We start from the raw sequence: 12,871 nt of genomic DNA, 5'->3' as shown, positions 1-12,871 counted from the left end.
AATGACCCATGCGGAACTGATCCCGGCGCCCACGCGCATCGACGGCCCGTACCGCTGCGGGTTCGTGATGGACGAACGCACCGCCATCAGTGCCGGGCCGGGCACGGAGACCACGGAGCGCTGGCTGCGCGCCACCGTCGGCGCCGCCGTCGGACTGCCACTGCGGCCCGCGCCCGACGGGATGCGGAGCAACACCGTCACCCTGCGGGTCGACGACACCCTGCGGCCCGAGGCGTACCGGCTCACGGTGACCTCGGCCGTGGGCATCGAGATCGCCGGAGGTGACGCGGCGGGCGTCTTCTGGGGTGCTCAGACGCTGCGTCAGCTGCTGGGCGCCGACGCCTTCCGCCGGGCACCCGTGGCCCGCAAGGCGACCGTGGGCATCCCGGACCAGGTCATCGAGGACTCGCCCCGCTTCCACTGGCGCGGCCTCATGCTCGACGTCTCCCGCCACTTCCTCCCCAAGGACGACGTCCTGCGCTACCTCGACCTCCTCGCCGCCCACAAGCTCAACGTCTTCCACTTCCATCTCACCGACGACCAGGGCTGGCGCATCGAGATCAAGCGCCATCCGCGCCTCACCGAGGTCGGCGCCTGGCGGTCGCGCACGAGATGGGGGCACCGGGCGTCCGACCTCTGGGACGAGAAGCCGCACGGGGGCTACTACACACAGGACGACATCCGCGAAATCGTCGCGTACGCCGCCGAGCGGCACATCTCCGTCGTCCCGGAGATCGACATCCCGGGCCACTCGCAGTCCGCCATCGCCGCGTACCCGGAACTGGGCAACACCGACGTCGTCGACACGACCGCCCTTGCTGTCTGGGACAACTGGGGTGTCAGCCCGAACGTACTCGCTCCCACCGACGCCACCCTCCGCTTCTACGAAGGGGTCTTCGAGGAGATCCTCGACCTCTTCCCGGCCGCGACCTCGCCGTTCGTCCACATCGGCGGCGACGAGTGCCCCAAGGGCCAGTGGAAGGCGTCCCCGGCCGCCCAGGCCCGCATCAAGGAGCTCGGCCTCGCCGACGAGGACGAGCTGCAGTCCTGGTTCATCCGGCACTTCGACAGCTGGCTGACCGCCCGCGGCCGCCGCCTCATCGGCTGGGACGAGATCCTCGAAGGGGGCCTCGCGCCCGGCGCCGCGGTCTCGTCCTGGCGCGGGTACGCCGGCGGGATCGCCGCCGCCCGCGCGGGCCACGACGTCGTCATGTGCCCCGAGCAGCAGGTCTATCTCGACCACCGGCAGGCGTCGGGCGACGACGAGCCGATGCCCATCGGGTACGTACGCACCCTGGAGGACGTCTACCGCTTCGAGCCCGTCCCGCCGGAGCTGGCCGGCACCGCGGAGGCCGCCCACGTCCTCGGTACCCAGGCCAACGTCTGGACCGAGGTCATGCAGGACCGCTCCCGCGTCGACTACCAGGTCTTTCCGCGCCTTTCCGCCTTCGCCGAGGTCGCCTGGTCCGCCCTCCCCGCCCCCGCCGACCGTGATCTCGCGGACTTCGAGCGGCGAATGGTGGCCCACTACAAGCGCCTTGACGCGCTCGGCGTCGACTACCGGCCGCCCGGTGGCCCGTTGCCGTGGCAGAAGCGCCCGGGTGTGATCGGACGCCCGATCGAGGGGGCGCCCCCAATCGTGTGAGCCAGGCCACAAGATGGTGTCCCGCGCGGCGGTCCCTGGGACCGTGGGGGCCGCACGGAAAAGTCGTACAAGGAACGCCGATGAGTGGCAATCCACCTGGTACGGCGATGCTGTACCAAACCGGACGAACAGCCGTCTTCGGGATTTCCTGGACGGATGCGCCCTTCGCGGACCCTCGCGTCGGACCGCTCGGAAGATGTGCCAGAGTTGCCACGTCCGGGCTGTGAGCACGTACGGTACGGCAACACAGGCGGACAGCCGGGACACCGGGAAGGGGCAGCTGGGTTGACCACGCACGCACCGCAGGCGGCGCAGTCCGTGACGCTGCCGGCCTCGCTCGACGAGGCCGTGGCGGCGCTCACCGCCATGCCCGCCGCCGTGCCGGTCGCAGGCGGTACGGATCTGATGGCGGCCGTCAACAAGGGCCGGCTGCGGCCCGCGGGCCTCGTCGGTCTCGGCCGCATCAACGAGATCCGCGGCTGGCAGTACCAGGACGGCCACGCGCTGCTCGGCGCCGGCCTCACCCACGCCCGGATGGGCCGGCCCGACTTCGCCGCGCTCATCCCCGCGCTCGCCGCCTCCGCGCGCGCCGCCGGCCCGCCGCAGATCCGCAACGCGGGCACGCTCGGCGGCAACATCGCCACCGCCGCCCCGACCGGCGACACCCTGCCCGTGCTCGCCGCCCTGGAGGCGGACCTGGTCATCGCGGGCCCGGGCGGCGCCCACCGCGAGATCCCGGTCTCCCATCTGCTGGCGGGCCGGGAGATGCTCGGCCCGGCCGAGCTGATCGGCTTCGTCCGCGTACCGCTGCTGCACGCCCCGCAGGTGTTCGTCAAGGCCACAGGCCGCACCGGCCCCGGCCGCGCATCGGCGTCCGTCGCCGTCGTCCTCGACCCGGCGCGGCGCGGGGTGCGCTGCGCGGTCGGCGCGATCGCGCCGATGCCGCTGCGTCCGCTGGAGGCCGAGCGCTGGATCGCGTCCCTCATCGACTGGGACGGCGAGCGGGGGCTGCAGCCCGAGGCGCTGACCGCCTTCGGCGAGTACGTGGCCGCGGCCTGTATCCCGGACCCGCAGGGCGACGAACAGATGCCGCCCGCGATCCTGCACCTGCGGCGCACGGTCGCCGCGCTGGCCCGACGAGGACTGGGGAGGGCGCTGTCGTGAGCACGGACGAGAACGCCTCGCAGCAGCCGCAGCAGCGGGAGGGCGGTGGCTGGCAGCCCACCCCGCAGGGTGAGTACGACTCCGACGCGACGGCCTTCGTCCAGCTGCCGCCCGAGGGCCTGTTGGACGCGCCTCTCGCGGCGCCCGGGCACGGCTACGTGCCGCCGCAGATCACGCCGCTGACCCCCGCGCCCGGCACGGACCCGGCGGCGACGGGCGCATGGATGGTGCCGCCGCAGGGCGAGCCCGCCGCGCAGCAGCAGGACCCGCACGCGACGGGCCAGTGGACCTTCCCGGAGGCGCAGACCGAGCCGGTCGCCGACGGGCCGGCCGAGCTCACCGGCCAGTGGACGATCCCCGTGGCGCAGGGGGACCTTCCGGACGAGTCGGGCGAGTTCACGACGTCGGTGCTGGCGTCCCAGTGGGGTGGCGGTGCTCCTCCGGCCACGCTGCCGGGCGGCGCGGCCGCACCCTGGGCGACCGGGACGGACCCCGTGGCCGAGGACCCCGCGACGTCGGCGTCGTACCCGGCGACGCTGCCGGGCGGGGCGCCCGCGCCCTGGGCGACGACGCCGCAGGAGCCGGCCGAGGCGGCCGCGGCCGCCGCCGAGCCCGGGGCCTCCGTACCCATGGCTGCGGCCCCGGAAGCGGAACCGCAGCCCGAGCCGACGCCGGCTCCGGAGCCCGAGCAGCGTTCGGAGCGGCCGTCCGATGGCGCACCGGCAGAGGGCCAGGCAGCCGCCCGGCCAGAGGCCTCGGCGGAGGCCCCGGCCACCAGCACCCTCGGCAGCGACGAGCACCCCCACACCTCGTACGTCCTGAGCGTGAACGGCGCCGACCGCCCCGTGACGGACGCCTGGGTCGGCGAATCCCTGCTCTACGTGCTGCGCGAGCGCCTCGGTCTCGCGGGCGCTAAGGACGGCTGCTCGCAGGGCGAGTGCGGCGCGTGCAACGTCCAGGTCGACGGCCGGCTGGTCGCGTCCTGTCTCGTTCCCGCGGCCACGGCGGCGGGCTCCGAGGTCCGTACGGTCGAGGGCCTCGCCGTCGACGGCGAACCGTCCGACGTCCAGCGGGCCCTCGCCAAGTGCGGTGCCGTCCAGTGCGGCTTCTGCATTCCCGGCATGGCCATGACCGTCCATGACCTGCTGGAGGGCAACCACGCCCCCACGGAGCTGCAGACCCGCCAGGCGCTGTGCGGCAACCTCTGCCGCTGCTCGGGCTACCGCGGTGTGCTCGACGCCGTGCGCGAGGTCGTCGCGGAGCGCGAGGCGAGTGCCGCCGCGGCCGCCACCACCGAGCCCGGCCAGCCCGCCGACGAAGCCGCGCGCATCCCGCACCAGGCGCCCCCCGGGGCCGGTAGTGTGCAGCCCCACCCGCACGACGGAGGCATGGCGTGAGCAACGACGCGGCCACTGCGCCCACCGCGGCCACCGCGACGCCCCAGGGGGTCGACGACCCCCACCAGGAGCCGCCCGCCCACGGCCTCGGTGCCTCGCTCCCGCAGGCCGACGCACGCGCCAAGACCGAGGGCACGTTCCCGTACGCCTCCGACCTGTGGGCCGAGGGCCTGCTGTGGGCCGCGATCCTGCGCTCCCCGCACCCCTATGCCCGTATCACCGCGATCGACACCTCCGGCGCGACCGAGATGCCGGGCGTACGAGCGGTCATCACGCACGCCGACGTCCCCGGCGACTCGGCGTACGGCCGGCGTATCGCGGACCGGCCCGTCTTCGCGTCCGAGACCGTCCGCCACCACGGCGAGGCGATCGCCGCCGTCGCGGCCGACCATCCCGACACGGCCCGCCTCGCCGCCGCGGCGATCACGGTCGAGTACGAGGTCCTCGAACCCGTCACCGACCCCGAGAAGGCCTTCGCCGCCGACCCTCTCCACCCCGACGGCAACCTGATCCGCCACATCCCGCTCAGCTTCGGCGACCCCGAGGTGACCGGGGAGACGATCGTCGAGGGCCTGTACCGGATCGGCCGCCAGGACCCCGCCCCCATCGGTGCGGAGGCCGGCCTCGCCGTGCCGCGCCCCGACGGCGGCGTCGAGATCTACACCGCGTCCACCGACCCCCACACGGACCGCGACCTGGCGGCGGCCTGCTTCGGGCTGTCGCCGGAGCAGGTGAAGGTCGTCGTCACGGGCGTTCCGGGCGCGACCGGTGACCGCGAGGACCCGGGCTTCCAGATCCCACTCGGCCTGCTGGCCCTGAAGACCGGCTGCCCGGTCAAGCTCACGGCCACCCGCGAGGAGTCCTTCCTCGGCCACGCCCACCGCCACCCCACCCTGCTGCGCTACCGCCACCACGCGGACGCCGAGGGCAAGCTCGTGAAGGTCGAGGCCCAGATCCTGCTCGACGCGGGCGCCTACGCCGACGCCTCGTCGGAGTCGCTCGCCGCCGCCGTGGCCTTCGCCTGCGGCCCGTACGTCGTGCCGCACGCCTTCATCGAGGGCTGGGCCGTACGCACCAACAACCCGCCCTCCGGCCATGTGCGCGGCGAGGGCGCGATGCAGGTGTGCGCCGCGTACGAGGCCCAGATGGACAAGCTGGCCGCGAAGCTGGGCCTGGACCCCACCGAGGTCCGCCTCCGCAACGTCCTCGCGACCGGCGACATTCTCCCCACCGGCCAGACGGTCACCTGCCCGGCGCCCGTCGCCGAACTGCTGCAGGCCGTACGCGACTTCCCGCTCCCCCCGCTCCCCATGGACGCCCCGGAAGAGGCCTGGCTCCTCCCCGGCGGCCCCGAGGGCGCGGGCGAACCGGGCGCCGTGCGCCGCGGCGTCGGCTACGCACTCGGCATGGTCCACATGCTCGGCGCCGAGGGCGCGGACGAGGTCTCGACGGCGACGGTCAAGGTCCAGGACGGCGTCGCGACCGTCATCTGCGCGGCCGTGGAAACCGGCCAGGGCTTCTCCACCCTCGCCCGCCAGATCGTCCAGGAGACGCTCGGCATCGACGAGGTCCACGTCGCCTCCGTCGACACCGACCAGCCCCCGGCGGGCCCGGCCACGCACGGCCGCCACACCTGGGTCTCGGGCGGCGCCGTCGAACGCGCGGCCAAGATGGTCCGTACGCAGCTTCTGCAGCCCCTGGCCCACAAGTTCGGCATGTCCACCGAGCTGCTCCAGATCACCGACGGCAAGATCACGTCGTACGACGGCGTCCTCTCGACGACCGTCACCGAGGCCATGGACGGCAAGGAACTCTGGGCCACGGCCCAGTGCCGCCCCCACCCCACCGAACCCCTCGACGACCACGGCCAGGGTGACGCCTTCGTCGGCCTCGCCTTCTGCGCCATCCGCGCGGTCGTCGACGTCGACATCGAACTCGGCTCCGTCCGTGTCGTCGAGATCGCCGTCGCCCAGGACGTCGGCCGCGTCCTCAACCCGGCCCAGCTGTCCGCCCGCATCGAGGCGGGCATCACCCAGGGTGTCGGCACGGCCCTCACCGAAAACCTCCGCACCGCCCGCGGCCTCGTCCGCCACCCCGACCTCACGGGCTACGCCCTCCCGACCTCCCTCGACGCCCCGGACATCCGCATCGTCAAACTCGTCGAGGAACGCGACGTGGTGGCCCCCTTCGGCGCGAAGGCCGCCAGCGCGGTCCCGGTCGTCACCTCCCCGGCGGCCGTCGCCTCAGCGGTCCGCGCGGCCACGGGCCGCCCGGTCAACCGCCTCCCGATCAGGCCGCAGGCGGCGGTCGCGGTGCCCAACTCGTAGCCGTGTGATCCGCGTTGCACATGCAATGCCGAGGTGCGCGATGTCACTGATGGTGACTACAGTGATCACCGAAGCTTTGTGTGTTGGACGGGGAGGGGTCGTTTCGCATGGCGACTGACTGGGATGCGATGTCGGGCGCGGAACGTTCGCTGAGGGCGGTCAACCCCACGATGGCTTCAGCGCTTTACGACCCCGAGTCCATGCGGGACTTCAAGGTCCGCGTCGACGACCTCATCACCAAGCTCACCGAGTCCCCGGCCGGGGCCGGGAACGTCGCGTCGGATCCTGTGGCCCGCGCCCAGTTCGGCGGCGGCGGCGCGGCCTGGGTCGAGGCGTCAGGCCTCTTCACCGCGTACGGAACCGTGATTGCGGAGCTGAAGAAGCTGTCGGGGCTGCTCGCGGACTGTCTGGCGGGCATGGGAATTGCGGTCGTCGCCTCCAAGGACGGCATCGAGACGGTGGACGACGACATCCGCCGGAAGATGATCGCCATCAACGAGCGCACGAGCGAAGCCAAGGTCGCGGCCGAACGGCAGGCCGAGCAGGAGCGCCGGGCGAAGGAGACGGGGGAGCAGCAGCCGCAGCCCCAGCCCAGCGAGACCGCCGGTGGCGACGGCAATCTCCAGTAGCGGCTCGAGCGGTTTGACTGACGATTCCAGGGCCTACGGGGGCCACGGGGATAGAAGAGGCAGCAGATGCAACACGACGACGGCGACGGGTGCGGGGCGTGACCGACTTCAGCGGAATGTCTCACGAGCAGATGCTGGCGTGGGTGGACGAGGCCAGCAGTTTCTACGTCCAGTCCGCCGCGGACAAGCTGTCGATGGCCGCCGGCGAACTGCGCGACATCGCGCAGCAACTCCAGTTCCGCCCGGAACGGGTGGAGTGGAAGGGCGAGGCGTTCCAGGAGTTCAAGGACTGGGGCGCGGGCCTGGCCAGCGCGACGTACCGCCTCGCGGACTACAGCGAGAACGCGTCGAAATGGATGAGCCAGGCGTCCGAGGCGATCGCCGTCGCCCAGAGCGCCATCCCGCGCTACGCCTCCCATGCGCAGGCCAAGGAGAACCTGGAGGCCGCTCACCAGTACCACAACGACCCGGATGCGGGGCGTGTGGCACAGAACGCCCGGGCATCCATGGCGACGTCCGAGGATGCGAAGGCCATCGCGTTGAAGGAGGAGGCGAACCGTCAGGCCGCGGTGGACGAGATGGTGAAGCTGTCGCAGGCTTACCAGCAGTCCAAGACCCAGATGGAACGTGTGGAGGTGCCGGTTTTGCCGCCGCCGCCGGGTGCGTTTGTGCCGGAAGGCATGGACGCCCGTGGCGACTCTGGGTACATCCAGCCCTCAGCCACTAGCGATAGCGGAACTGTCGGCGGTTCCGGAGGGGGTGCCACCCGTTCCCAGGACAGCGGGTCGACGGCGGAGGTCGGCAGGAGCAATGCGGGCGGGGTGGTGCACCCCGAGCAGCCCGTGGGCCTAGGCATCGACAGCGTTGGCACCTTGCCCCCGCCGACGACGACCCCGCAGGTGTCGTCGGCCTCTCAGCCTCCTGTCGCCAAGCCGGACAGCGGGCTGGTACCTCCGGTTGGCATCACCCCTGGAGTCGCCCGCCCGACGACGGGTGGACCCCCCGTAGGCCGCGGTACGTCAGTCGGCCCGCGTTCTCCGCTGCTGCCCAGCGGTCGCAGTGGCCTTGGTGTCGGTGGTCCGCTGGGAACAATGCCTCGCGACGGCGGGATCACGGGCGGCCGTCCGGTTCCGCCAAGTACCGGTCGGCCGGTAGCAGGCATCCCGCGCGGCACCGTGATCGGCGCCGAGGGCGGCACGGGCCGTGGACCGATGGGGCATGGTGGCGGTATTGGTGGCGGTATTGGTGGCGGCAGTATGGGGGCCGGCCAGAGCGGCGTCAGCGGAGGACGTCGTCTCGCGATGGAGACCGGTGGCATTGTCGGTGGTCGCCCCCAGCAGGTCGGCGCGGTGAGCGCCCGGCCGTTCACGCCGGGCGGGTCCGGCCTGGTGCGTGGTGTGGCGCCAGGTGGCGCCTCCCGAGGTGGAGCTGGACCGATGGGGCGTGGCGGTGCCAGGCCTGCGGATACTCGCGGTACGGATTCGCGCCGTGAGGACGGCTATGGAGAACGCCCGGACTACCTCGTCGAAGACGAGGAGACGTGGCAGCAGGGCAGCCGTCGAGTCGCGCCGCCCGTCATCGACTGAGTTTTACGAGGACATAGATGCGTACCAGCAGGGATCGTGGTCGGGCAGTCGCTTCGGCAGCTCTGGGGATGCTGCTGGTGGGCATCGCATCCATTCCGGCGTATGCGGAGACGATCCGCTCCAGGCAGTGGCATCTGGACATCATGGGTGCCGAAAAGATCTGGAACGTCAGTACGGGCAAGGGCGTCACCGTCGCTGTGATCGACACTGGTGTGGACAAGAACAACCCGGATCTCCTAGGGCAAATTCTTGACGGCAAGGACTTTGCGCCTGACAAGCCGGGCGATGAGCACACGGATTACATGGGGCATGGCACCGGTGTGGCCGGGCTTATCGCCGGGACAGGGAACGGCAGTGGAGGGGACGGCGCGGTCGGCCTCGCGCCCGGGGCGAAGGTCCTTCCCATCAGGCTGCCGGGCGTGGACGTACAGGCTCACAGCCAGAAGGCCGGGAACCTTGAGTTCAACCGGGTTGCTCCGCCCGCGATTCGTTATGCAGCCGACTCCGGCGCCAAGGTCATCAACATCTCCTTGGGCGTGACGGAAGGCTCGCGACAGCTCACTGATGCTGTGAAGTACGCCTCGGACAAAGGATCCTTGGTCTTCGCCTCAGTGGGTAACAGCGCAGACAAGGGAAACCTGGTCGAGTATCCAGGTGCCACACCAGGTGTTGTTGGCGTCGGCGCCATCGATAAGAAGCTGACACGGACCATGGAGTCCCAGTACGGCCCCCAGGTGGACATGGTGGCTCCCGGTGAGCAGATGGTCCACGCCTGCGGTGGAGGAACCGGACTGTGTGAGTCCCACGGCACGAGCGACGCCACCGCCCTCGCCTCCGCCGCAGCCGCCCTCATCTGGTCCAAGCACCCCGACTGGACCAACAACCAGGTGCTGAAGGTCATGCTCAACACCATCAGCGGCCCCACCTCCGGCGAGAAGCGCAACGACTACATCGGTTACGGCGCCATCCGCCCCCTGCGCGCGCTGAAGACTCCGGGCGACCCCGGTCCCGCCGACGTCTACCCGCTTCCCGATCTCGCCGCGGAGTCGAAGACGCCCTCGTCCGCTCCTACACAGGCCGCAGGCTCCGGTGCCGAGAAGCCGGCCGCTGCCGCACCCGCTTCCAACGACAGCGACAGCAACACTGGCCTCTGGATCGGCCTCGGCGTCGCCGCCGCCGCGCTCGTCGGCACCGCCATCGCCGTCCCGGCCATCCGCGCCCGCCGCCGCGCGGCCACCCCCGCCGGAGCCCCGGGCCCGTATCCGCCTCAGTACCCGCCGTACGGCCCGACCGGCCCAGGCCAGTCGCGCTGAGCCGAACCGATCAGCAGCCACGCCAACACACCGCTCTGCAACGGGGAATCCATGTCGTTCGACGAAGAGTGGGCGTCAGCCCGCAGCACCGCCACAGCGAATGTCGGCATGAGGCTGAACCAGGCCGACGGAGGGCCCGGCGGTGGCGGAGGGGCCGCGGACTACAAGGTCACGTCCCCTGATCTGCGGGCCATCGGCAACGAGGCGCAGGAGCTCTTCCACTGGTTCGAGGCCGACGCCTTCCACGCCGGTGCGCAGACCGACACGGCCGCCAACAGCCTCGACGCAGACGGGTTCCAGACCGGACCGGCGCTGTGGACGATCTGGGATGCCTGGCGCACGCAATGCGAGACGCTGCTGAGCGCCTGCGCGCACATCCACAACCACCTCGAGGACACGATCGTCACGCACACGAATCACGAGGAGGAGCTCGTCACCAACTTCTCCATGTCCAAGATCAGCCAGCATTTCAACTGAGGAGAGGGCGTAGATGCTGAAGTTCGAGCAGGTGCTCCACGCCCGCCTCGGCAGCCTGAAGGAAGCCGTCACGAGCTGGTCGGAGACGGTTACGAAGCTGGAGAAGGCGGAGGAGAAGGCGCAGAACGGTCTGCGCAGCAAGGCCGAGAAGGCCGACTGGGCGGGCGAGAACGCCGGTGTGACTCAGGAGTTCGTCAAGAAGACGGCCAAGGAGTTCGGTGATGCGCTCAGGGAAGCGACGGGTATTCGGAACATCTTGCGGGACGCCCACACCGAATTCCAGGCCGCGAAGAGCGAGCTGGCGAAGCTCGTCGATGGGGCTCCCGGCAAGGGAATCAGGATCGGTCCGGACGGTGTGGTCGGCTATCTGATCCACCCGGACCGTCGGAGCAAGGATTACGACGGGCCCAAGCCGCAGGAGGCGGACTTCGACGCCATGCGGTCCGCGATCAAGAGGGCCGTCGACAAGGCGAACGACGCGGATGACGTCGCCGCCCGGGCCCTGCGCATGATCGTCGGTAAGGACGAGCACAACTTCCCCGGAACCAGCTTCGACTCGCTGAAGCAGGCATCGAAGGCACAGGACGCGGAAGACGCGAAGACCGCTCGCGATCTCTACAAGAAGGGCGACGACGCGACCCCGGAGGAGATCGACAAGCTCAACAAGATCTTCAAGGACAACGCGGACGATCCGTACTTCGCCGAGCGGTTCGCCCTTGAAGTCGGCCCGAAGGGGTCGATGGAGTACTGGGCGGACATGGGCGACCCGAGCGATGGTTCGCGCCTTGGGATCGACCACCGGGACAAGCTCAAGGAACTCCAGAAGAACTGGAGCCTGACACTTGCCACCGCGACGCACTCCACGAGCCCCGAGATGGAGCAGTGGAAGGCCGATGTCATCAAGGCGGGCAGCGAGCCGATCCAGACGCGCGGAACATCGCCGTACGGCTTCCAGGTCATGAGCAACCTCATGCGTGTCGGGGACTACGACGACAAGTTCCTGCGCAACTACGGGAACGCGCTCGTCGAGACCGAGGCGAAGTTGACGTACGGCGGCTCACTGCCGGCGAGCCGGGCCTGGCTCCAGCCGGGAGGAATGCAGAATCACCTCAACTGGCTGGGTGGCGGTCTGGGGCAGGACCCGATGGTCGGCTACATGGAGGCGCTCGGCCACAACCCGAAGGCGTCGACCGAATTCTTCAACGGCGAGCTCGACCTCACGCCGGACAACGGCAAGGACGACAAGAAGAGCCTTTTCGACTACTTCTCCAAGGACCGCGACTGGCCGGAGGAGTTGAACGACAAGGGCAAGATGTCCAAGGAACCCGGCTATGACGCGCTGGGGCACGCGCTCGAGTCGGCGACCACGGGTCATCCGTACGACGCGCCGACCGAGGGCCTGAAGGACGTGCGTACGGTCGAGAACGCCGAGGTCATGCAGAAGGTCGTCGAGCACTACGGCAGCGACCCGAAGTACATGCATGAACAGCCGGGCATCGACGACAGCCTGGGCAAGATGGGCGCCGCGTACATCGACGAGCTCGACCGCTCCCTGGAGCAGGACAGCGACACCATCATGGAGGAGAAGGCGAACTCCCCCTTCGGGTACAACAACAAAGATGGCACGTCGAGGTTCGGCGACAAGTTCGACACCGAGCTGCTGTGGAACCGGGGCGGCGCGGTCAACTTCATGGGCATCGTCTCGCAGAGCGAGACCGGCCACGGCACGTTGTCCGCGGCCCAGATGTTGTACACGACCAGTGTCCTGGACGAGGTTGGTCCGAAGCCCGGTTCGCCATTCGGTGAGAAGGACCTCACCGATGCCAGGACCACCCTGCGGATCGGCGGAGAAGCGCAGGGCATCATGGACCAGTCGCGCATGGCGCAGATCGACACCGATTATGCGATGGACTCCGAGGAACACAAGAAGGCGGTCGGCAGGACCACGGAGTGGGTCAAGTTCGGCGTGGGCGCGGTCGCCGCAGGCGGCGTCGCGGCGCTTACAGGCGGTGCCGGTGGCGCACTTGTACCGCTGGCAACGGAGACCGTGGGCGGTGCCGTCGTGACCTATCTCGGAATGGAGGCCGACGACATCGCAGAGAAGTACGAGAAGGATGAACTTCTCAAGAAAGAGTCGGATGAGCTCAAGCAAGAGGCGCTGAACGATGGCAAGAACAACGCCTTGAGGCCGGGACTGGCCTACGCCAACGCTCCCGGTTGGAGCCAAAGCGAACGTAACTATCTTGACGAGAATCTCGTCGACTATGTCAGGAGCGCGCGCATGCATGCCCGAGACAATTCACTACCCGACCCGTACGAACCGAAGAAGTGAC

General features: G+C 70.1%; 9 protein-coding genes. All 9 read left to right on the top strand.

Annotation, left to right across the window (positions count from 1 at the left end):
- Position 1 precedes the first annotated feature (1 nt).
- The 9 genes from ACFV9O_RS23095 to ACFV9O_RS23055 all read left to right on the top strand — a co-directional run bounded on the left by ACFV9O_RS23095 (position 2) and on the right by ACFV9O_RS23055 (position 12,870).
- Entirely contained in the window at positions 2-1,645 is a 1,644-nt protein-coding gene (locus ACFV9O_RS23095) for a beta-N-acetylhexosaminidase (protein ID WP_385420738.1), read from the top strand.
- A 285-nt stretch (positions 1,646-1,930) separates the two neighbouring features.
- Positions 1,931-2,809, top strand: a complete 879-nt coding sequence (locus ACFV9O_RS23090; protein ID WP_385420737.1) for an FAD binding domain-containing protein — start codon at positions 1,931-1,933, stop codon at positions 2,807-2,809.
- Positions 2,806-4,206: a 2Fe-2S iron-sulfur cluster-binding protein gene (locus tag ACFV9O_RS23085; RefSeq protein WP_385420735.1), complete on the top strand. Its 1,401-nt coding sequence runs from the start codon at positions 2,806-2,808 to the stop codon at positions 4,204-4,206. The genes ACFV9O_RS23090 and ACFV9O_RS23085 overlap by 4 nt, the downstream gene beginning before the upstream one ends.
- Positions 4,203-6,533 carry a xanthine dehydrogenase family protein molybdopterin-binding subunit gene (locus ACFV9O_RS23080; RefSeq protein WP_385420733.1) on the top strand — a complete coding sequence of 777 codons (2,331 nt, stop codon included), beginning with the start codon at positions 4,203-4,205 and terminating at the stop codon, positions 6,531-6,533. The genes ACFV9O_RS23085 and ACFV9O_RS23080 overlap by 4 nt, the downstream gene beginning before the upstream one ends.
- A 107-nt stretch (positions 6,534-6,640) precedes the next feature.
- Positions 6,641-7,162: a hypothetical protein gene (locus ACFV9O_RS23075; RefSeq protein ID WP_385420732.1), complete on the top strand. Its 522-nt coding sequence runs from the start codon at positions 6,641-6,643 to the stop codon at positions 7,160-7,162.
- Positions 7,163-7,260: 98 nt separating this feature from the next.
- A complete protein-coding gene (locus ACFV9O_RS23070) occupies positions 7,261-8,748 on the top strand; it encodes a WXG100 family type VII secretion target (RefSeq protein ID WP_385420731.1) in 1,488 nt (495 codons plus the stop codon).
- 68 nt (positions 8,749-8,816) lie between these two features.
- On the top strand, positions 8,817-10,061 hold the full coding sequence (gene mycP / locus ACFV9O_RS23065) for a type VII secretion-associated serine protease mycosin (RefSeq protein WP_385420729.1): 1,245 nt from the start codon (positions 8,817-8,819) through the stop codon (positions 10,059-10,061).
- A 108-nt stretch (positions 10,062-10,169) separates the two neighbouring features.
- Positions 10,170-10,538, top strand: coding sequence for a hypothetical protein (locus tag ACFV9O_RS23060; protein WP_385420728.1), 369 nt, complete (start codon positions 10,170-10,172; stop codon positions 10,536-10,538).
- Positions 10,539-10,551: 13 nt separating this feature from the next.
- The gene (locus ACFV9O_RS23055) at positions 10,552-12,870 is read left to right on the top strand and encodes a DUF6571 family protein (protein ID WP_385420726.1); all 2,319 of its coding nucleotides are present in this window, start codon (positions 10,552-10,554) and stop codon (positions 12,868-12,870) included.
- Position 12,871 lies beyond the last annotated feature (1 nt).

This window comes from Streptomyces sp. NPDC059909 (assembly GCF_042730885.1).
Classification (GTDB): Bacteria; Actinomycetota; Actinomycetes; order Streptomycetales; family Streptomycetaceae; genus Streptomyces.
Note: the sequence above shows the minus strand (reverse complement) of the source record. Positions and strands in the feature narration are given on the sequence as shown.